Source organism: Microbacterium shimangi, assembly GCF_043556445.1.
Lineage (GTDB): Bacteria > Actinomycetota > Actinomycetes > Actinomycetales > Microbacteriaceae > Microbacterium.
In genome coordinates this window covers 24,062-44,987 of the sequence record NZ_JBIGII010000002.1, presented here as the reverse complement: position 1 = coordinate 44,987, position 20,926 = coordinate 24,062, and the positions used below count along the sequence as shown (strand labels likewise).

Below are 20,926 nucleotides of genomic sequence, written 5' to 3'. Positions count from 1 at the left end.
GAAGCTGGAGCCAATCCGTTGACTCAAGCGACGATGATCGCCATGGCGGCTGACAACGAGTTCCACCCGCCTTCTATCGGCGATTTCTTCCCGCCGGCGCTGCTGCTCGAAGGCACGCCGTTCGCCATCACCCGAATCACCCTGGTGCAGTTGCTCGCCACGGCGGTGCTCGTGCTCATCCTGGTGCTCGGCACTCGCAAGCTGCGAGTGGTGCCCGGCCGTTTCCAGAGCGTCGTCGAGCTCGGATTCGGATTCATCCGCGAGCAGATCGCCTACCAGGTGCTCGGCGAGAAAGACGGTCGGCGCTTTCTGCCGATCCTCACCGCCCTCTTCTTCGGCATTCTCGCGCTGAACCTCACGGGCGTCATCCCGTTCTTGAACATCGCTGGTACCTCGGTAGCGGGCGCACCGCTCGTCGTGGCACTGATCGCGTACGTCGTCTTCATCTACGCCGGCATCAAGAAGCACGGAGTCGGGCGGTTCTTGAAGAGTTCGCTGATCCCCAGCGGCGTACCGGTCTTGATCGTGCCGCTGATCGCTCTGATCGAGCTGATCTCGGTGTTCATCGCCCGGCCGTTCTCGCTCTTCCTCCGACTCCTGGCGAACATGATGGTCGGGCACCTGATGCTCGTGCTGTTCTTCGCCGCGACTCAATTCTTCCTGTTCAGCTTCAACTGGTTCACGCCGCTCGCGGCGGGAACGCTCGCCATGGGCTTCGCGTTCACGATCTTCGAGATCTTCGTCGCTGCCCTCCAGGCCTATATCTTCACGATCCTCACCGCGGTGTACATCCAGCTCGCGGTCGCGGAAGAGCACTGACGAACAGCCGATCGGCTGTTCGCCCAACGAAAGGAAAACACCAGTGGACGCAACGACGGTTCTCGCGGAGCTCGAGGGAAACATCGCGACCGTGGGTTACGGCCTCGCGGCCATCGGTCCGGCCATCGGCCTCGGCATCATGATCGGTAAGACGATCGAGTCGACCGCTCGCCAGCCCGAACTCGCCGGCCGCCTGCAGGTCACGATGTTCATCGGTATCGGTCTCATCGAGATCCTTGCCCTCATCGGCATCGCAACGCCCTTCATCTTCAACGCGCTTTGATCCTCGACGCGACTCTTACCGAATAAGGAGGCAGGATGCTGAACGCTCTTGTCACATTCGCTGCCGAAGAGGGCGGGGAAAGCGGCAACCCGCTTTTTCCGGCGATCTACGACATCATCTGGTCGGCCGTCTGCTTCGCCATCATCATCCTCGTCGTGGTCTTCTATGCGCTCCCGCGCATGACGAAGGTGCTCGACGCCCGAGGCGCAGCCATCGAGGGCAACATCGCCAAGGCCGACGAAGCACAGCGTCAGGCTGAAGCGGCTCTCGAGGAGTACACCGCTCAGCTCGCTGCGGCGCGCAAAGAAGCCGGTGAGATCCGCGAGGCCGCCCGCGAGGACGGTAAGAAGATCGTCTCCGAGGCGCGCGACAACGCCACATCCGAGGCCGCACGCGTCACCGCGGCCGCGCAGACGCAGATCGAGGCCGAGCGTCAGACCGCTCTCGTCTCGCTGCGCAGCGAGGTCGGAACCCTCGCGATCGACCTGGCCGGCAACGTCATCGGCGAATCGCTGACCGACGACCAGAAGGCTCAGTCGGTGGTCGACCGCTTCCTGGCCGACCTCGAGAAGTCCGAGCTGCAGCAGTCCGCCGGTTCCGCACAGGGCCCGGTGTCCTGATGGGTAGTGCCACCACTCTCGCGCGGGCGTCGACCACGGCGGCGCTCGACGCCGCCACGGGCGTCGACCTCGGTGTCGCCGGCGACCTGTTCGCCGCGGCCCGCGCCATCGGTGGCTCGTCGCAGCTGGGCAGCGCTCTCGCCGACTCCGCTGCCGCGCCCGGTGCGCGCGCGAAGGTCGTCACCGATGTGTTCGGTGCAGTCCTCTCGCCGGTGTCCGTCGGGTTGCTCAGCGCGGTCGTGCAGCAGCGGTGGTCGCGACCGGCCGACCTCATCGAGGCGATCGAAGAGACCGCGGTGCGCGCCGCCGCGATCGCCCAGCCCGAGGCCGATGTCGAGGGAGACCTCTTCCGGTTCTCGCGCGCCGTCGCCGAGAACGGTGATCTCGAGCTCGCGCTCGGAAGCCGCATGGGTGACGAGTCGGCCAAGGGCGAGCTCGTCACACGGCTGCTCGACGGGCGTGCCGCCGCATCCTCGACGCTCATCGCGTCGTCATTGGTGCAGCAGTCACGCGATCGCCGCGTTCGCACGCTTCTGCAGTGGGCCATGCGGCTCGTCGCAGAACAGCGCGGTCGCGCGGTCGCCACGGTCGTCTCGGCCACGCCGCTGAGCGATGCGCAGGTGGAGCGGCTTCGCGCCGCTCTGGCCGCGCGCTACGGCACCGAGGTCGCACTGAACACCCGTATCGACCCCACCGTGTTGGGCGGACTGCGCGTGCAGATCGCCGACGATGTCATCGACGCAAGCATCTCCACCCGACTCGCCGATCTGCGGCAGCGGCTCGCAGGTTAGAAGACGTACCGTCCGAACGGGCGGGGATCTGGGGGCTGCGGCCCCACAAACGAAGGAAGACCATGGCAGAACTGTCCATCAGCCCCGACGTCATCCGTGACGCGCTGAAAGACTTCGTCGCCGCATACGAGCCCACCGGGGCGGCGGCGACCGAGGTCGGCACCGTCGTCGACGCGGCCGACGGCATCGCCCACGTCGAGGGTCTCCCCGGCGTGATGGCCAACGAGCTCGTCACGTTCCAAGACGGCACCCTGGGCCTCGCCCAGAACCTCGACGAGCACGAGATCGGCGTCGTCGTCCTCGGCGAGTTCTCCGGCGTCGAAGCCGGCCAGCCCGTCACCCGCACCGGCGAGGTGCTTTCCGCACCCGTCGGCGACAACTTCCTCGGGCGCGTCGTCGACCCGCTCGGCAACCCGATCGACGGCCTCGGCGAGATCGTCCCGGAGGGTCGCCGCGCGCTCGAGCTCCAGGCGCCCGGCGTGATGCAGCGCAAGTCGGTCCACGAGCCCATGCAGACCGGTATCAAGGCGATCGACGCCATGATCCCCGTCGGGCGCGGCCAGCGTCAGCTCATCATCGGCGACCGCCAGACCGGCAAGACCGCGATCGCGATCGACACGATCATCAACCAGAAGGCCAACTGGGAGTCGGGCGACGTCTCGAAGCAGGTTCGCTGCATCTACGTCGCCATCGGCCAGAAGGGCTCCACGATCGCCTCCGTCAAGGGTGCGCTCGAAGACGCCGGCGCGATGGAATACACCACGATCGTCGCCGCCCCCGCGTCCGACCCGGCCGGCTTCAAGTACCTCGCCCCCTACACCGGTTCGGCCATCGGCCAGCACTGGATGTACGGCGGCAAGCACGTGCTGATCATCTTCGACGACCTGTCGAAGCAGGCTGAGGCCTACCGCGCCGTGTCGCTGCTCCTCCGTCGTCCGCCGGGGCGCGAGGCGTACCCCGGCGACGTCTTCTACCTGCACTCCCGTCTGCTGGAGCGTTGTGCCAAGCTCTCCGACGAGCTCGGTGCCGGATCGATGACGGGTCTGCCGATCATCGAGACGAAGGCGAACGACGTCTCGGCGTACATCCCGACGAACGTCATCTCGATCACCGACGGTCAGATCTTCCTCCAGTCCGACCTCTTCAACGCCAACCAGCGTCCCGCGGTCGACGTCGGCATCTCGGTGTCGCGTGTCGGCGGCGACGCTCAGGTGAAGTCGATCAAGAAGGTCTCCGGAACGCTCAAGCTCGAGCTCGCCCAGTACCGCTCGCTGCAGGCGTTCGCGATGTTCGCGAGCGACCTCGACCCCGCGTCGCGTCGTCAGCTCTCTCGTGGTGCGCGCCTGACCGAGCTGCTCAAGCAGCCGCAGTACTCGCCCTACCCGGTCGAGGAGCAGGTCGTCTCGATCTGGGCCGGCACCAACGGAAAGCTCGACTCGATCGAGGTGTCCGACGTCCTGCGCTTCGAGCGCGAGTTGCTCGACTACCTGCGTCGCAACACGACGATCCTCGAAACGCTTCGTGAGAAGAACGCACTGAGTGACGAGATCCTCGACGAGCTCGGCAAGAAGACCGACGAGTTCCTCCTCGAGTTCCAGTCGGGCGACGGCCAGTCGATCGCCTCACCGGGCAGCGAGTCCACCGAGGCGGCCGAGGAAGAAGACGTCAACCAGGAGAAGATCGTCCGGGGTCGCCGCTAAGCGGCACGGAGACGCAATCATGGGCGCACAACTCAGGGTCTACAAGCAGAAGATCACTTCTGCCCAGACGACCAAGAAGATCACCAAGGCGATGGAGCTCATCGCGGCTTCGCGCATTCAGAAAGCGATGGCGCGTGTGCGTGCGGCTTCGCCGTTCGCGCAGGCTGTGACCCGCGCGGTGTCGGCGGTGGCGACGCACTCCGCGATCGACCACCCGCTGACCACCGAGCGCGCGAACATCCGTCGTTCGGCGGTCGTGATCTTCGCGTCCGATCGGGGCCTGGCGGGCGCATTCAACTCGCAGATCCTTCGCGAAGGACTCGAGCTCGCGACGCTCCTGCGCTCTCAGGGCAAAGACGTCGCGTACTACCTCGTGGGTCGCAAAGCGGTGGGCTACTTCCAGTTCCGCCGCATGGCGGCCGAAGCGGAGTGGACCGGCGACACCGATGCTCCGCAGTTCCGCACCGCGGAAGAGATCTCGGCCACGCTCATCGACGCGTACCAGCGCGGTGGCGACAACGGGGGAGTCGACGAGATCCACCTCGTCTCCAACCGTTTCGTCAGCATGATGACGCAGGCGCCCGAGTCGATCCGCCTCCTGCCGCTCGAGGTGGTCGAAGGCGACGACCACGCCTCGAACCGCGACCTCTACCCGCTCTACGAGTTCGAGCCCGATCCCGAGACGGTGCTCGACGCGCTTCTGCCGGTGTACATCCAGAGCCGCGTCTTCAACGCGCTTCTGCAGTCGTCTGCGGCGAAGCACGCAGCGACCCAGAAGGCCATGAAGTCGGCCAGCGACAACGCCGACAAGCTCATCACCGACTACACCCGCCTGCGCAACAACGCGCGTCAGGCGGAGATCACGCAGCAGATCGCCGAGATCGTCGGCGGCGCCGACGCCCTCGCGTCTGGCAAATAGACCTAACGAGGAGAGAAGAAGCCATGAGCCTCACTGCCGAGAAGGCCGAGACCACGGTCGTCGGGCGCGTCGCACGCGTCACCGGCCCGGTCGTCGACATCGAGTTCCCCCACGATGCCCTCCCCGACATCTACAACGCGCTGAAGACCACGATCACGATCGACGGCGAAGCGAACGAGATCACGCTCGAGGTCGCTCAGCACCTCGGCGACGACCTCGTCCGCGCCATCGCCCTCAAGCCGACCGACGGCCTCGTTCGCGGTCAGGAAGTCCGCGACACGGGCGGCCCCATCACGGTGCCGGTCGGCGACGTGACCAAGGGCAAGGTCTTCAACGTGACCGGCGACATCCTCAACGGTGAGCCCGGCGAGACGGTCGAGATCACCGAGCGCTGGGGTATCCACCGCAAGGCGCCGAACTTCGACCAGCTCGAGTCGAAGACCCAGATGTTCGAGACCGGCATCAAGGTCATCGACCTCCTCACGCCGTACGTCCTCGGCGGAAAGATCGGCCTCTTCGGCGGCGCCGGCGTCGGCAAGACGGTGCTGATCCAGGAGATGATCCAGCGCGTCGCCCAGGACCACGGTGGTGTGTCGGTGTTCGCCGGTGTCGGCGAGCGCACCCGTGAGGGCAACGACCTCATCCACGAGATGGAAGAGGCGGGCGTCTTCGAGAAGACCGCGCTCGTGTTCGGCCAGATGGACGAACCGCCGGGAACGCGCCTCCGCGTCGCGCTGTCGGCCCTGACCATGGCCGAGTACTTCCGCGACGTGCAGAAGCAGGACGTGCTGTTGTTCATCGACAACATCTTCCGCTTCACGCAGGCCGGTTCCGAAGTGTCGACGTTGCTCGGCCGCATGCCCTCCGCCGTGGGCTACCAGCCGAACCTCGCCGACGAGATGGGTGTGCTCCAGGAGCGCATCACCTCCACGCGCGGTCACTCGATCACCTCGCTGCAGGCGATCTATGTTCCCGCTGACGACTACACCGACCCGGCTCCGGCGACCACGTTCGCCCACCTCGACGCCACGACCGAGCTCTCGCGAGAGATCGCGTCGAAGGGTCTGTACCCGGCCGTCGACCCGCTGACGTCGACCAGCCGGATCCTCGACCCGCGCTACATCGGTGAAGACCACTACCGCGTCGCGACGAACGTCAAGCAGATCCTTCAGAAAAACAAGGAACTGCAAGAGATCATCGCGATCCTCGGTGTCGACGAGCTTTCGGAAGAAGACAAGATTGTCGTCTCCCGTGCGCGTCGTATCCAGCAGTTCCTCTCGCAGAACACCTACATGGCGAAGAAGTTCACCGGTGTCGAGGGTTCGACGGTTCCGATCAAGGAAACCATCGAGTCGTTCGACGCCATCGTGAAGGGCGACTTCGACCACGTGGCCGAGCAGGCCTTCTTCAACGTCGGCGGTATCGGCGACGTCGAGGCCAAGTGGGCGCAGATCCAGAAAGAGAACGGCTGACATGCCGCTCAAGGTGAGCCTGGTCTCTGCCGAGGCCGAGCTCTGGACCGGTGAGGCGACGCTCGTCGTCGCCAAGACGGTCGAGGGCGAGATCGGTTTCATGACCGGGCACGAGCCGATCCTCGCGATCCTCGCCGAGGGAGAGGTGCGTATCACGCGCACCGACGGAACCAAGGTTCTCGCCAGCGCTCGAGACGGCTTCCTGTCGATGGAGAACGACGAGCTCACCATCGTCGCCGGGAACGCGGCTCTGATCGCCTGACCCGTACGCATCGCTGACGGCCGGTCCTTCGGGGCCGGCCGTCGTCGTTCCGAGGTAGAGAAGGGGCAGGATGCTGATTCTCCTCCCACCGTCCGAGACCAAGCGCCCGGGGGGCAGAGGGCGAGCGCTCGACCTCGACGCGTTGGCCTTCGCCGAGCTTCGCCCACAGCGGGAGGCCGTCGCATCCGCGCTGGTAGATCTTTCGCGCGACGAGGAGGCCGCCGCACGCGTGCTCAAACTCAGCGCCCGTCAGCGCAGCGAGATCGCCGCCAACGCCGCCATCCTGAGCGCTGCCACGATGCCCGCCGCCGATCGGTACACCGGCGTGCTCTATGACGCTCTGGACGCACAGAGCCTCGACGCATCCGCCCGGCGGTGGCTGGGCGGACACGTTCTCATCCAGTCGGCGCTGTTCGGCCCGATCAGCGCGCTCGACCGCATCCCCGCCTACCGTCTGTCGGCCGGCACGGCGTTGCCCGGCCTCGCTCCGTTGCGGAGAGTGTGGGCGGATGCTGTCGAGTCGGCGCTGTCGGCGACGACGGAGCGCTTCGTGCTCGACCTGCGCTCCGAGGCGTACGCCGCTCTCGGGCCGGTGCCGGCGTCCGTGCGGACCACCTATCTGCGGGTCGTGACCGAGATCGACGGGGGAGCGGCGCGGGCGCTCAACCATTTCAACAAGCACTCCAAGGGCGCGCTGGCGAGGGCACTCGCGGCAGAGCGGCCCCGTATCTCTCGGCCGGAGGGCTTGATCAGATGGGCGGCGTCGGCAGGCTGGCGTCTGCGTGCCGGGGCGGTCGGTGAGACCGAGCTGATCGTGTGACGCGCCGCGCCGCGTCGTCCGGGTTCCTGACAGCGAACACTCAGGTTCGCTAGCATGTGTCCGCGGGGCACTCGCCGCGCGGCGTGGAGACACGTCAGAGATCCTTCGCGAGGGATACCCATGTACGCCATGTACTCCGACACTTCGGGATCGAACGCTTACTTCGCGTTCCTCCTGCTGCTGATTCCCGTCTTCCTCATCCTCGGCCTCATTTTCTACGTGGTCTACGCGTTCTTCCTCATGAAGGTCTTCGAAAAGGCCGGGGTCGAGGGCAAATGGCGCGCGTGGGTTCCGGTCTACAACAGCATGGTGCTCGGCAAGCTCGGCGACGTCTCGCCGTGGGTCGTGCTGGGCGCGTTCGCCGTCTCCGCCGTCCTCGGCCAGATCCCCGCGATCGGCTTCGTCTTCAACCTCGTCGCGGTCGCCGTCGTGGTCATGTACTCCTGGCGTGTCGGGCTCAAGCTCGGCAAGGAGTGGTACCTGCTCCTTCTCTGGCTGATCCCGGGTGTCGGAACGCTGATCTGGCTCGGCATCCTGGCTTTCGGCTCTTCGCGCTGGAACCAGAACGTGCCGCCGTCGCCGTGGGCGAACAGCTTCATCGCCGACAAGACGCAGTGGCAGGGTGTCCCCCCGCAGGCTTCGAACGGCGGCAACGTCCAGGGTGGCTACGGGCAGGGCGGCTACGGCCAGGGTGGCTACGCCGCTCCCGGCACGCAGGCTCCCGGTGCATACCCGCCGCCGCCGGCAGCACCGGGTGGATCGACCCCGCCTCCGCCGCCGGCTCCCGGTGGCCCCACGGAGCCCCCGCGCCCCTGACGTCGATGGAAAGAACCCCTCGCCTCTCGCGAGGGGTTCTTTCTTCCGTGGGCATCGACCGGACCCCGGTTCTCCCGCAACAGGCCGCCTGAGCTCTCCCGCCGCAATGCTCCACCCCTTCCCCGAGAGGACCACCATGGGTTCGTACAACGACTACCCCTCCAACGAGGGCATCCCCGTCGCGGTCGCCGGCGTGCTGGTCGCCGTCGGTGTCGGCCTGCTCGTGTTCTTCGCCGTCTTCTACGTCGTGTACTCGCTCTTCTACATGAAACTGTTCGAGAAGGCGGGGGTCGAGGGCAAGTGGCGCGCCTGGGTACCGGTGTACCGCGAGATGGTTTTCGTCAAGCTCGGTGACCTGAGCCCCTGGTGGGTGCTGGTGCTTCTCGGTGCGTCACTCGTGCTCTACCTGATTCCGTTCGTCGGACCCATGATCGCGTGGGTCGCGAACCTGTCGTTCACGGTCTACTTCGCGCTGGCCGCCTACCGTGTGCACACGAAGTTGCAGAAGGATGGAGCGTGGATCATCCTCTTCCTCTTCGTGAGTCCCGTCTGGCTCGGCATCATGGCCTACGACCGAAGCCGGTGGAACACGCGGATTCGCCCCGCTGCCTGGGCGGGCAACTTCCTCGCCGACAAGACCGCGTGGCAGGGCGTTCCGGCGCAGTGGGTTCACGGCGGCTACGCGCCGCAGGGCTACGCGCCGCAGGGCTTCGTGCAGCCGGGGTCTGTGCAGCCCGGCTCCTCCGCTCCCGGCGCGTACCCGCCGCCGCCGGCTGCCCCGCCTGCTCCGTCCGCGCCGCCGACCGATCCTCAGCCTCCGCGCCCCTGAGCGCTGCGGGGATACCGTTGGACGCATGTCCTCCTCACTTCCTCAGCGCCGCGTCGGTGCGTCCGGTTTGTTCGTGTCATCGGTCGGTCTCGGCTGCAACAATTTCGGCCGCAAGGGCACACGCACCGAGACCCTCGAGGGCACGCGCGAAGTGCTCGACGCGGCAATAGACGCCGGCGTCACTTTCCTCGACACTGCCGACATCTACGGCAAGGAGTTCGGCGTCTCCGAGACCCTGATGGGCGAAGCCCTCGAGGGGCGCCGTGACGAGGTCGTCCTCGCGACGAAGTTCGGGCACAGCGATTTCGCACCGGCCGTCGTGGGTGGCGCGAAGGCATCGCGTATCGCCGTCCGCCGCAGCGTCGAAGCATCCCTCCGCCGACTACGGACCGACTGGATCGACCTCTATCAGCTGCACACCCCCGACCCGGCGACGCCGATCGGCGAGACGCTCGATGTGCTGACCGACCTCGTCCGCGAGGGGAAGGTGCGCTACGTCGGTCACTCGAACTTCACGGGGTGGCAGATCGCCGAGGCCGAGCTGAGCGCCGCGCGGGGAGTCGGCTTCGTCTCGGCCCAGAACCAGCACAGCCTGCTCGTGCGTGCGGCCGAACGCGACGTGCTGCCGGCCGTCGAACACTTCGGACTCGGCTTCTTCCCGTTCTTTCCGCTCCACAACGGGCTTCTCACCGGCAAGTTCACACGAGAAGGGGGCCCGGAGACGAGCCGCATCATGACGTCACGGCCGCACCTGTGGCGGGACGCACCCTGGGACGCCCTCGACGCCTATCGTTCGTTCTGCGAGGAGCGCGCGATCACGATGTTGCAGGCGACCTTCGGCTGGTTCCTTGCTCGAGCCTCGGTGTCGAGCGTCATCGCGGGCGCCACCAGCGCCGAGCAGATCCGTGCGAACGCCGCCGCGGCGACGGCATGGCAGCCGACCGTCGACGACCTTGCGGCGATCGACGCGGTCTTCCCGTTGGTGGCTGATCCCGCAGCAGGCTGAGGCCACCGAGTCGCGAACACGCCCTTCACCTGACCGTGAGTCCGTGGGCGCACGGACCCGGTCGACTACACTGAACGAGCGCCGAACGTCAGGTTCGGCCCCGCAGTCGACCGACCGAAGGATGTGGCGTGCCCGAGGTGACGACCCGTACTCGAAGCGTGCCGCTCCCCGGCGGCGCGATCGAACTCTCCTGGGCCGAGGTCACCGACACCGGGCGGCGCCGGGAGGCCAACCAAGACGCGGTGCTCGCGAGCTTCCCCCTCTACGTCGTCGCCGACGGCATGGGCGGTCACATCGGTGGCGAGATCGCCAGCGCCAGTACCGTCGATCGACTGCGCGGGATGGTCGAAAGCGGGGGAGTGTCGCCGAAAGCCATCGAGAAGGCCCTGGGGCGCGCGGTCAAAGACATCATCTCGCACCCCGAGACGACGGATGACGGCACCGGTACGACGCTCACGGGAGTCTTCCTGGATGCGACGGAAGAGCCGCCGCACTGGGTCACCCTGAACATCGGCGATTCACGGGTCTACCTGCTGCGAGACGATGAGATCACGCAGGTCACCACGGATCATTCGGTCGTGCAGGAACTCATGGCCTCCGGACGGCTGAGCCCCGAAGAGGCGGAGAACCACCCGTACGGCAACGTCATCACCCGGGCCGTCGGGCCGAGCGAGACCGTCAAGCCCGATTACGTGCGACTCGACGTCGTCGACGGCGACCGCTTCGTGATCTGTTCGGATGGGCTCACGAAAGAGCTCACCGACTACGGCATCCGACACTTTCTCGTCGAGAACCCCGACCCGGCCGACGCCGTGCAGGCGATGCTCGATGCCGCGCTCGAGAACGGCGGTCGTGACAACGTCACGATCATCGTGCTCGACGTCTCTCGTCCCTCCGCCTGACCGCTCCTCCCCAGGCGTCCTCCGCCGCGCGTTGTCCACAGGCATCCCGGAGCGGCACTCGGAGGGAGAGCGCCGCGGTGGACTGGTCCGATGAGTTCCGGCTTCGTCCCCGCGCTCGCCGCTCGACCTGTCGCAGATCCGTCACCGCTGGTTCTCGCGCCTGCGCCCCCGAAGCCGCCGCGCCCGTCCGTACCGTGGCTGGCATCTGCGGTGCCTGTGGTGGGGGCCCTGGGGTTCTGGGCGTTCACCGGGTCGGTCTTCGCTCTGTGGTTCGCGCTCCTCGGCCCCGTGATCGCGGTCGCCGGCGTCGTCGACGGCGCGCGCACCGCACGTCGTGCGCGGCGAGAGGCCAATGAAGAGGCGGCGATCGCCCGAGCCCGTGTGGGGGTCGAGGTCGAGGATCGACACGCGGCGGAGCGGTCTGCGTTGCGTTCGCGTCACCCCGACGTCGCCGGATACCTGGCTCACCCCGAACAGATCTGGCGGTCGGTGCCCGACCGGATGGCGACGATCGTGATCGGTGCGGGGAGCGTCCCGAGCGGCGTACGGCTGTCGGGTGGTGGCGACGACGACGCGACACTCACGCGCCGTGCGCGCTCGGTCGCCAACGCCCCCGTCGTTCTTCCCGCCAGCACCGGCATCGTGGTCGTGGGCCCGGCTCTTGCCGCGGAAAGCGTCGTGCGGGCGTTGGCGCTGCAGCTCGCACTGGCCCGTGCGCCGGGTGAACTGACTGTGACGGGCCCAGAGGCACCGTGGGTGCGCTCACTGCCGCACGCGACGACCACCGCGCCGTTCGTCGTGGGGGTGGGACGAGCCGGCGATGCCTTCTCGGACGCCGATCTCGTGCTGGTGTCAGCCGCGCCGGGTGAGGCCCTCCCGCCCCGCTGCGACACCGTCCTCTTCCTGGTCGACGCCGAGTCGGCGCGCGTCGAGGCGAGGGGGGAAGTGCACCGGGTGGTCGTCGAGGCGCTGTCTGCTCTCCAGGCCGACGTCATCGCCCGCGAGCTGACGAGTCGCGCGAGAAGTCTCGAGCCCACGGTTCCCGACACCCCGCCGGTCACGCTCGCCTCGCTCGGGCTGGCTCGACGCGAGGGTGCGCCGAAGGGGCTTTCGGTGCCCGTGGGTGTCACTGGTACGCGCATCGCCGAACTCGACATCGTGGCCGACGGCCCGCACGCGGTCGTGACGGGTATGACGGGCGCCGGCAAGAGCGAGCTTCTCGTGACGTGGGTCGTCGCACTGTGCACCGCTTACGAGACCTCGGCGGTTTCCCTCCTCCTCGCCGACTTCAAAGGAGGGACGGCCTTCGATGCGCTTGCCCACCTGCCGCATGTCACGGGGGTGATCACCGACCTCGACAGTGCGGCGGCGCGCCGGGCGATCGAGAGCCTGCGCGCCGAGCTTCGCCACCGGGAGGCCGAGCTCGCGCGGTCGGGGGCCCGCGACATCGCCGAAGTCGATCTGCCGCGCCTGGTGATCGTCGTCGACGAGTTCGCGGTGCTCCGAGAGACCCACCCCGAGCTCGAGGCACTGTTCACCGACATCGCCGCGCGGGGACGAGCGCTCGGTATGCACCTCGTGATCGGCACGCAGCGTGCGTCGGGTGTGCTGCGCGACGGTCTCTTGGCGAACTGTCCGCTACGACTGAGCCTGCGGGTCTCCGAAGCCCACGACAGTCGCACGGTCGTCGGCACGGACGAGGCCGCGACCCTGCCCGGCGGGGCAGGTGGCCGAGGGCTTGCGATCGTTCGGCGAGCCGGCGACGCGCGCACCTCGCGCGTTCGCATGGCCCTGAGCGACCACGCCGATATCGCTGCGGTCGCGGGCATCGGCGGTGAACGCGCCCGGCGGCCGTGGCTCCCGGTGCTGCCCTCCTCGATCGCTCTCACCGACCTGCGGGTTGCCGAGCCCGGTGTCGTCGCCCTCGGGCTGGTCGATGAGCCCGACCGCCAGCGCCAGGGGCCGTACGTCGTCGAGGATCGCGCCCTCTTGGTCGTCGGTGGGGCGAGGTCGGGGAAGACGACGACCCTCCGCATGCTCGCGGCGCAGGTTCCCGAGGCGTCGCGGCTCTGGATCGGGCCGGATCCGGAATCGGCGTGGGATGCCCTTGCGGCGGGGGTGCCACCCGTGCCGGGCACGGCGGTGATCGTCGACGATCTCGACGCACTGGCCGGGCGGCTGCCCGGGGAATACGGCCGCATCGCCGCGGAGGAGCTCGAGAGGTGGATCCGCGGAGCGGGTGACCTCGGGCTTCGCGTCTTCTCCTCGGCGCAGCGCCTCACCGGCCCGGCGGGCCGACTCGCCGACCTGTTCCCGCGGCGTCTCGTGCTGGGGACGGCTTCCCGCTCCGACCATCTCGCCGTCGGCGGTGACGGGGCCGACTTCATTCCGGACCTGCCTCCCGGACGCGGAACGATCGACCGCCGCTCGGTGCAGGTGGCGACGACGAGCGACCCGTGGGCGGGAGAGGCGGGCGCAGCATCCGCCCCGCTCTGGGAGCCGCACGCGGGAGTCAGCGGTTACGTGGTGCGCCATTGTCCGCCGGGCGTGGTCGAGCGCTGGGAACGCACCGGAGTGCGCATCCGTGAGGTCGACGGCCCGGGCGACGTGTCGGAGCCAGAGCCCGAGGGGCGTGTCGTGATCATCGGCGACCCGGAGCAGTGGATGGGGCACCCCCGTCTCCTCGCGCGGGTCCGAAACATGCACACGTTGATCGTCGACGTCTCGTGCGCGGGGGACTACCGGCTCCTGACCGGTGACCGTGACCTGCCCCCGTTCGCCGAGGCGGGTCGAGGTCGCGCCTGGGAATGCCGCGCGGGCCGCCGGGCGAGGCGGGTGGCGATCGCGGGAGTGCGGGGAGGATGACAAACCCTTGACCGCGCGGTGCCCGGACCCCTACGGTCACTCCATGACGACGACCGACGGGCGACCGATCGCAGGCAAGGGACTGGCCACCGGCACGCTGGGATTGTGGGGATCGGTGGTCATCGGCCTCGCCTCGACCGCCCCGGTCTTCTCGCTCGTCGCGACGCTGGGTTTCATCGTGCTCGCCGTCGGCGCGCAGGCGCCGATCGCGTTCATCATCGCGTTCATCCCCATGCTCTTCAGCGCATACGCGTACCGCGAGCTGAATCGAGCCGCCCCCGACTGCGGAACGACCTTCACGTGGGGGACGAAGGCATTCGGCCCGTGGGTCGGGTGGATGGGCGGTTGGGGTGTCGCGGTGGCCGGCATGATCGTGCTCGCCAACCTGGCGCAGATCGCGGGCATCTATCTGTGGTCGCTCATCGGTGACGGCTCGCTGTCGGAGAACGTGCCGCTCGTCACCGCGACGGGCGTCGCCTTCATCGCGGCGATGACCTGGGTGAGCTGGCGTGGCGTCGAGATCGGCGAGCGCATTCAGAACGTCTTGCTCGGTGTGCAGTACGTCGTCCTCGCGCTGTTCGTCGTCGCCGCCCTCTGGAAGTTCTTCGACGGCTCCGCCCCCGATCCGACTCCCTTCGACTGGGCGTGGTTCAACCCGCTCGGGTTCACCGATTGGTCGGGCTTCACCGAGGCCGTGCTGCTCGCCCTGTTCATCTACTGGGGGTGGGACACCTGCCTCGCCCTCAACGAAGAGACGAAGGACCCGAAGCGCACTCCCGGGCGCGCGGCCCTGCTCACAACCGTCATTCTGCTGTTCACCTACGTCAGCGTCGCCGTCGCCGCGATCATGTACGCCGGGCTCGGTGACACGGGCGTGGGGCTCGGGAACGAGGCCAATGCCGAAGACGTGTTCCTCGGGATGAAGGACGACCTGTTCGGCCCCTTCGGCTGGGTGCTCGTGGTCGCCGTGCTCATCTCCGCCGTCTCCTCGACGCAGACCACGATCCTTCCCACCGCCCGCGGCACCCTGGCGATGGCGGCCTACAAAGCCCTGCCGCAGCGTTTCCAGACGGTGCATCCGCGCTATAAGACGCCGTCGTTCTCGACGCTCGTGATGGGGGTCGTCGCCAGCCTCTACTACGTCGGAATGAGTCTGATCAGCGACAACATCCTGCAGGACTCGATCCTCTCCCTCGGGCTCGCCATCGCCTTCTACTACGCCATCACCTGCTTCGCCTGTGTGTGGTACTTCCGGCGCGATCTCTTCACCTCGGCGCGCGACTTCGTCTTCCGCGGCCTGTTCCCGCTCCTCGGCGGCCTCATGCTGACCTATGCGTTCGTGCAGTCCGCGATCGACATGTACGACGTCGACTACGGCTTCACCGTTCTCTTCGGAATCGGGGGCACGTTCGTCCTCGGCATCGGATCGCTCGCGTTCGGGGTGCTGCTGATGTTCCTGTGGTTCGCATTCCCGCGCTCGAAACCGTTCTTCCGCGGCGAAAGCCTCAACCGCGACACGCCGGTGCTCGTGCCGGACGAGCCGATCGCCTACCCGCGTTCCGTCGACGGAGGTCTGTGATGAGCGCACAACCCATGCGCATCCTCATCATCGGAGCGGGCGGTGTGGGCTCGGCTGCCGCCCGTATCGCGGTGCGCCGAGACTTCTTCGACACCCTCGTGATCGCCGACTACGACCCGGCTCGTCCGACGTCGTTGGTCGAGCACCTGGCTGACGGTCGTCTGGTCGCCGCGCAGGTCGACGCCTCGAATCCCGAGTCCGTCGCGGCGCTCATCCGTGCGCACCGCGTCACGCACGTGCTCAACGCCGTCGATCCGCGCTTCGTGATGCCCATCTTCACCGGATGCTTCGAGGCGGGCGCCACGTACCTCGACATGGCGATGAGCCTGTCGTCGCCGCATCCGGATCACCCTCACGAGCTGACCGGTGTCATGCTCGGCGACGAGCAGTTCGCCCGCGCCGCCGAATGGGAAGCCGCGGGCCGCCTCGCCCTCGTGGGCATCGGCGTCGAGCCCGGGTTGTCCGACGTCTTCGCGCGGTACGCCGAAGACGAACTGTTCGACGAGATCGATGAGCTCGGTGTGCGTGACGGCGCGAATCTCGTCGTGGCCGGCTACGACTTCGCGCCCTCGTTCTCGATCTGGACCACGATCGAGGAGTGCCTCAACCCCCCGGTCGTGTACGAGGAGGGCCGCGGGTGGTACACGACGGCGCCGTTCAGCGAGCCCGAGATCTTCGACTTCCCCGACGGCATCGGCCCGGTCGAGTGCGTCAACGTCGAGCACGAAGAAGTGCTCCTCATGCCGCGATGGACCAAAGCGAAGCGCGTCACTTTCAAATACGGTCTCGGCGACGAGTTCATCGAGGTGTTGAAGGTGCTGCACAAGCTCGGTCTCGACAAGACCGACCCCGTGCGGGTGAAAGGTGCGGAGGTCTCGCCGCGCGACGTCGTGGCCGCCTGTCTGCCCGACCCCGCCATGCTGGGTGACCGGATGACGGGGAAGACCTGCGCGGGGCTGTGGGTGCGGGGGACGGGTAAAGACGGGGCGCCGCGCTCGACCTACCTCTACCACGTGGCCGACAACGAGCAGACGATGGCGGAGTACGGCTCTCAAGCGGTCGTATGGCAGACCGCCATCAACCCCGTGATCGCGCTCGAACTGTTGGCGCGCGGTGAGTGGACGGGTGCCGGGGTGCTCGGCCCCGAGGCCTTCGACGCGAAGCCCTTCCTGGAGCTTCTCGCCGCCCCGACGCCGGAAGGCTACGGTTCGCCCTGGGGCATCGAGGAGAAGCCCGTCGCGACGGCGTGAGGCCCGTCAGAAGGCGGCGCGGATCGATCCGACGGTACGGCTGCCGCCCGAGACCGCCAGGGGCAACGCGCGGAGGGTCAGCGCGACGTCGTTCGCCGGGAGGGCACCCGCTCGCTCCAGCAGACGCAGGGCGACGGCCGTGCCCGCGCGTCCGCTGCCGTCGAGCACCTTCAGGGCTACGGTCGTGCCGTCGGGGGCGACCATCACCATGACGCCCTCAGCGCCGCTCTTGGCGAAGACGCCGAGACGCTCGACCACGACGGTGTCGGGGCGGCCGGGCCCGTCGATCGTCCACGGGTGCTCGCGCACGGCGCGGACGAGCGTGGCCGCGCTGCGGTGGAGGGCGAAGGGTGAGCGTTCCGACGACGTTCCGATGCGGTGCACCGCCCGCGCGAGGCCGGCGAGCGTCATCGCGTGGACGGGCGCTCCGCACCCGTCGACGACCGTCGTGGTGATGCGCTCGCCGGTGAGGCGTTCGATGACCTCGCGGATGTGCGACTGCAGCGGATGCGCGGGGTCGAGATAGGTTGCCGGATCCCAGCCGTTCGTCGTGCACGCCAGCAGCATGGCCGCGTGCTTGCCCGAGCACGTCATGCAGATGCGCGACGGCTCGAGGTGCTCGCGCACGAGGTGGTCGCGCGAGGCGGTGTCGCCGGGGTACGCCGACGGGCAGCCGAGGTCGTTCTCGCCGAGGCCGGCGGCGTTCAGGATCTCGCGGACCGCGGCGACGTGCCGTTCGGTGCCGGCGTGACTCGCCATGGCGAGGGCGAGGCTCTCGCCCGCCAGCGGCGCGCCCGCCGAGAGGCAGGCCAGTGCTTGCAGCGGTTTCATGCTCGAGCGGGGGAGGAACGGCGCCGTCGTGTCGCCCAGCGCGTCGATGACTGCGCCGTCGGGCGCGAGGACGATCGCCCGCCCCAGGTGTCGCGATTCGATGAAGCCGCCGCGTTCGACGACGGCGAGTTCGACGGCGTCGGTGGGGCTCGATGGCATCCCGCCAGTCTACCGAGGGTCGGGCGGTGTCAGAATGGCCCCATGAACGGCGAGCACTCCTACCGGCTCCGCGCGCAGTGGACCGGCGACCGCGGCACGGGCACCAGCGGATACCGCGACTACGACCGGAGCGTCACGATCTCGATCGACGGCAAGCCCGATCTGGCGGCGACGGCCGACACCCCGTTCCGCGGCGACCCCGACAAGTGGAACCCCGAAGACCTTCTGCTTGCATCGCTGAGCGAATGCCACCTGCTGTCGTACCTGTACGCCTGCGTGAAGGTCGGCGTGGTCGTCACTGCCTACGAGGACGACGCCAGTGCAACCCTCCTGGAGGACGGCAAAGGCGGTGGGGCGTTCACCGAGGCGGTGCTGCGCCCACGCGTCACCGTCGCCGACGCGTCTATGGCGGATGCTGCGGCTGCAGCACACGCGCAGGCCCGGGAATGGTGCTTCATCGCGAACTCGGTGAACTTCCCCGTGCGCCACGAACCCACGATCCTCGTCGCCACCGCCTGACGACTGACCCTCCAACGACCGCGAGACTTCATCGTCCGGACGAGACAGCGGGGTGAGCCCGCAGTCTGGTCCGTCGGATGAAGTCTCGCGGTCCTCGGAGGGAGGAGGTCAGATCACGTCGGCGTCTACCCAGTCCATCGACTTGGTGACGGCCTTCTTCCACAGGCGGATCTGGCGGGCGCGCTCTTCCTCGTCGAGGTTCGGCTCCCAGCGCTTGTCTTCCTGCCAGTTGGCGCGCAGGTCATCGAGGTTGTTCCAGAATCCGACCGCGAGACCCGCGGCGTACGCGGCGCCGAGCGCGGTGGTCTCGGCGACGACGGGCCGGACGACCGGCACGCCGAGGATGTCGGCCTGGAACTGCATGAGCTCGTCGTTGGCGGTCATGCCGCCGTCGACCTTGAGTTCGGTGAGATCGACACCCGAGTCGGCGTTGACCGCCTCGAGAACCTCACGCGTCTGGAAGGCCGTGGCCTCCAGAGCGGCGCGGGCGATGTGGCCCTTGTTCACGAACCGGGTCATGCCCACGATCGCCCCGCGGGCGTCGGGACGCCAGTACGGGGCGAACAGCCCCGAGAACGCCGGCACGAAGTACACGCCGCCGTTGTCGTCGACCGTGCGGGCGAGGGCTTCGACCTCGGGAGCGCTCGAGATGATGCCGAGCTGGTCGCGCAGCCACTGGATGAGCGAACCGGTCACGGCGATCGAACCTTCGAGCGCGTAGTGCGCCGGGCCGTCGCCGAGCTTGTACCCGAGCGTGGTGAGCAGGCCGTTCTTCGACCGGACGATCTCTTCGCCCGTCTGGAAGATGAGGAAGTTACCCGTGCCGTAGGTGTTCTTGCTCTCGCCCGGGTCATACGCGGCCTGGCCGAACGTGGCCGCCTGCTGGTCGCCGAGGATGCCGGCGACCGGGGTCTCGCGCAGCAGCGACGACGACTCGGCGGTGCCGTAGACCTCGGAGGACGAGCGGATCTCGGGCATCATCGAGCGCGGTACGCCGAACACCTCGAGGATGTCGTCGCGCCACGAAAGGGTCTCGAGGTCCATGAACAGGGTGCGGCTGGCGTTCGTGACATCGGTCGCGTGAACGCCGCCGTCGATGCCGCCCGTGAGGTTCCACAGCACCCAGGTGTCGGTCGTGCCGAAGATGAGGTCACCGGCTTCGGCCTTCTCTCGGGCCCCCTCGACGTTCTCGAGGATCCAGACGATCTTCGTGCCCGAGAAGTAGGTCGCGAGGGGCAGGCCGACGATCTCTTTGAACCGTTCGACGCCGCCGTCTTCCGAGAGGCGGTCGACGATCGACTGGGTGCGGGTGTCCTGCCACACGATCGCGTTGTAGACGGGCTTGCCGGTGTTCTTGTCCCACACCACCGCGGTCTCGCGCTGGTTGGTGATGCCGATGGCGGCGAGGTCGTGGCGGGTGATGTCGGCCTTCGCGAGTGCGAGACCGATGACCTCCTGCACATTGCGCCAGATCTCGGCCGGGTCGTGCTCGACCCAGCCTGCCTTCGGGAAGATCTGCTCGTGCTCTTTCTGACCGACCGAGACGACGCTTCCCTTCTTGTCGAAGATCATGGCGCGGCTCGAGGTCGTGCCCTGGTCGATGGCGAGAACGTAATCAGCCATTACGTGGACTTCCTTGTCTTTTAGAAGGACGGGTGTGAGAGGTGGAGCGGGGGGATGCTGCCGCGTCAGGCGCGATGCGACAGCATCCGTGGGTCACGCGGCGAGGCCGAGCATGAGGGGCGCGGCGAGGGCTGCGAGCGCACCGCCGATGAGGGGGCCGACGACCGGAACCCAGGCGTAGGACCAGTCGCTGGTGCCCTTGCCCTTGATGGGGAGGATCGCGTGCGCGATGCGGGGGCCGAGATCACGGGCCGGGTTGATGGCGTAACCGGTGGGGCCGCCCAGCGACGCGCCGATGCCGACAACGAGAAGCGCCACGGGCACGGCCGAGAGCCCGCCGATGCCCTGCGGAACGCCGACGTCTGCCACGCCGTAGTCGGCGAATCCGAAGATGACGAAGACGAGCACGAAGGTCGCGATGATCTCGGTGACCAGGTTCCACCCGTAGGAGCGGATGGCGGGACCCGTCGAGAAGACACCGAGCTTGTTGGCGGGGTCGGGCTCATCGTCGAAGTGCTGCTTGTAGGCGAGCCACGTCAGCACCGCACCGAGGATCGCACCGAGCAGCTGTGCGGCGATGGCGACGCCGAACATGGCGCCATTGATCGTTCCCGCGATCAGCAGACCGAGCGAGACGGCCGGGTTCAGCTGGGCTCCGGAGTACGCCGAGACGATCACACCGGCGAAGACCGCGAGGCCCCAGCCCCAGTTGACCATGAGGGTGCCGCCGGCGTTGCCCTTCGTCTTCGTGAGAGCGACGTTCGCGACGACTCCGCATCCGAGCAGGATGAGCATCGCGGTACCGACGGTCTCGGAGAGAAAGTACAACCCGAGGTTTACATCTTCCATGTCGTCATTGAC

At 67.8% G+C, this 20,926-nt stretch carries 20 protein-coding genes; 17 read left to right on the top strand and 3 right to left on the bottom strand.

Annotation, left to right across the window (positions count from 1 at the left end; translation table 11 throughout):
- The first annotated feature begins 42 nt into the window (after nt 1-42).
- The 16 genes from atpB (at nt 43) to ACFXQA_RS00635 (ending at nt 16,933) form a co-directional block, all read left to right on the top strand.
- Complete coding sequence (atpB, locus tag ACFXQA_RS00710; RefSeq protein WP_394517868.1) at nt 43-819, top strand: F0F1 ATP synthase subunit A; 777 nt, start codon at nt 43-45, stop codon at nt 817-819.
- Nucleotides 820-862: 43 nt separating this feature from the next.
- Nucleotides 863-1,102, top strand: coding sequence for a F0F1 ATP synthase subunit C (gene atpE / locus ACFXQA_RS00705; protein ID WP_394517867.1), 240 nt, complete (start codon nt 863-865; stop codon nt 1,100-1,102).
- A gap of 35 nt (nt 1,103-1,137) precedes the next feature.
- A complete protein-coding gene (locus ACFXQA_RS00700) occupies nt 1,138-1,722 on the top strand; it encodes a F0F1 ATP synthase subunit B (RefSeq protein WP_394517866.1) in 585 nt (194 codons plus the stop codon).
- Complete coding sequence (locus ACFXQA_RS00695; protein WP_394517865.1) at nt 1,722-2,513, top strand: F0F1 ATP synthase subunit delta; 792 nt, start codon at nt 1,722-1,724, stop codon at nt 2,511-2,513. Before ACFXQA_RS00700 ends, ACFXQA_RS00695 begins: the two co-directional genes overlap by 1 nt.
- Before the next feature lie 62 nt (nt 2,514-2,575).
- Entirely contained in the window at nt 2,576-4,213 is a 1,638-nt protein-coding gene (gene atpA, locus ACFXQA_RS00690) for a F0F1 ATP synthase subunit alpha (RefSeq protein WP_394517864.1), read from the top strand.
- A 19-nt stretch (nt 4,214-4,232) separates the two neighbouring features.
- Complete coding sequence (locus ACFXQA_RS00685; RefSeq protein ID WP_394517863.1) at nt 4,233-5,132, top strand: F0F1 ATP synthase subunit gamma; 900 nt, start codon at nt 4,233-4,235, stop codon at nt 5,130-5,132.
- A gap of 23 nt (nt 5,133-5,155) precedes the next feature.
- Entirely contained in the window at nt 5,156-6,604 is a 1,449-nt protein-coding gene (gene atpD, locus ACFXQA_RS00680; protein ID WP_394517862.1) for a F0F1 ATP synthase subunit beta, read from the top strand.
- Nucleotide 6,605: 1 nt separating this feature from the next.
- Nucleotides 6,606-6,866, top strand: a complete 261-nt coding sequence (locus ACFXQA_RS00675; protein WP_394517861.1) for a F0F1 ATP synthase subunit epsilon — start codon at nt 6,606-6,608, stop codon at nt 6,864-6,866.
- 70 nt (nt 6,867-6,936) lie between these two features.
- Nucleotides 6,937-7,686, top strand: coding sequence for a YaaA family protein (locus ACFXQA_RS00670; RefSeq protein ID WP_394517860.1), 750 nt, complete (start codon nt 6,937-6,939; stop codon nt 7,684-7,686).
- Between the two features lie 129 nt (nt 7,687-7,815).
- Nucleotides 7,816-8,502, top strand: a complete 687-nt coding sequence (locus tag ACFXQA_RS00665) for a large exoprotein (protein WP_394517859.1) — start codon at nt 7,816-7,818, stop codon at nt 8,500-8,502.
- Nucleotides 8,503-8,638: 136 nt separating this feature from the next.
- Nucleotides 8,639-9,331 (top strand): DUF5684 domain-containing protein, encoded by a 693-nt coding sequence (locus tag ACFXQA_RS00660; protein ID WP_394517858.1) that lies wholly within the window; start codon nt 8,639-8,641, stop codon nt 9,329-9,331.
- 25 nt (nt 9,332-9,356) lie between these two features.
- A complete protein-coding gene (locus ACFXQA_RS00655; RefSeq protein WP_394517857.1) occupies nt 9,357-10,337 on the top strand; it encodes an aldo/keto reductase in 981 nt (326 codons plus the stop codon).
- A gap of 128 nt (nt 10,338-10,465) precedes the next feature.
- The gene (locus ACFXQA_RS00650) at nt 10,466-11,239 is read left to right on the top strand and encodes a PP2C family protein-serine/threonine phosphatase (RefSeq protein ID WP_394517856.1); all 774 of its coding nucleotides are present in this window, start codon (nt 10,466-10,468) and stop codon (nt 11,237-11,239) included.
- Between the two features lie 210 nt (nt 11,240-11,449).
- Nucleotides 11,450-14,104: an FtsK/SpoIIIE domain-containing protein gene (locus ACFXQA_RS00645; protein ID WP_394517855.1), complete on the top strand. Its 2,655-nt coding sequence runs from the start codon at nt 11,450-11,452 to the stop codon at nt 14,102-14,104.
- A 43-nt stretch (nt 14,105-14,147) separates the two neighbouring features.
- Nucleotides 14,148-15,683, top strand: a complete 1,536-nt coding sequence (locus ACFXQA_RS00640) for an APC family permease (RefSeq protein WP_394517854.1) — start codon at nt 14,148-14,150, stop codon at nt 15,681-15,683.
- Between the two features lie 14 nt (nt 15,684-15,697).
- A complete protein-coding gene (locus ACFXQA_RS00635; RefSeq protein WP_394518060.1) occupies nt 15,698-16,933 on the top strand; it encodes a saccharopine dehydrogenase family protein in 1,236 nt (411 codons plus the stop codon).
- Nucleotides 16,934-16,939: 6 nt separating this feature from the next.
- Here the strand turns inward: ACFXQA_RS00635 and ACFXQA_RS00630 are convergent, their stop codons facing one another.
- Nucleotides 16,940-17,923: an asparaginase gene (locus ACFXQA_RS00630; protein ID WP_394517853.1), complete on the bottom strand. Its 984-nt coding sequence runs from the start codon at nt 17,921-17,923 to the stop codon at nt 16,940-16,942.
- A gap of 42 nt (nt 17,924-17,965) precedes the next feature.
- On the opposite strand from ACFXQA_RS00630, the gene ACFXQA_RS00625 reads away from it, so the two are divergent.
- Nucleotides 17,966-18,442: an OsmC family protein gene (locus ACFXQA_RS00625; RefSeq protein ID WP_394517852.1), complete on the top strand. Its 477-nt coding sequence runs from the start codon at nt 17,966-17,968 to the stop codon at nt 18,440-18,442.
- 108 nt (nt 18,443-18,550) lie between these two features.
- On the opposite strand, the gene glpK is transcribed toward ACFXQA_RS00625, so the two are convergent.
- Nucleotides 18,551-20,065, bottom strand: a complete 1,515-nt coding sequence (gene glpK / locus ACFXQA_RS00620) for a glycerol kinase GlpK (RefSeq protein WP_394517851.1) — start codon at nt 20,063-20,065, stop codon at nt 18,551-18,553.
- Between the two features lie 93 nt (nt 20,066-20,158).
- The gene (locus ACFXQA_RS00615) at nt 20,159-20,914 is read right to left on the bottom strand and encodes an MIP/aquaporin family protein (protein ID WP_394517850.1); all 756 of its coding nucleotides are present in this window, start codon (nt 20,912-20,914) and stop codon (nt 20,159-20,161) included.
- Nucleotides 20,915-20,926 lie beyond the last annotated feature (12 nt).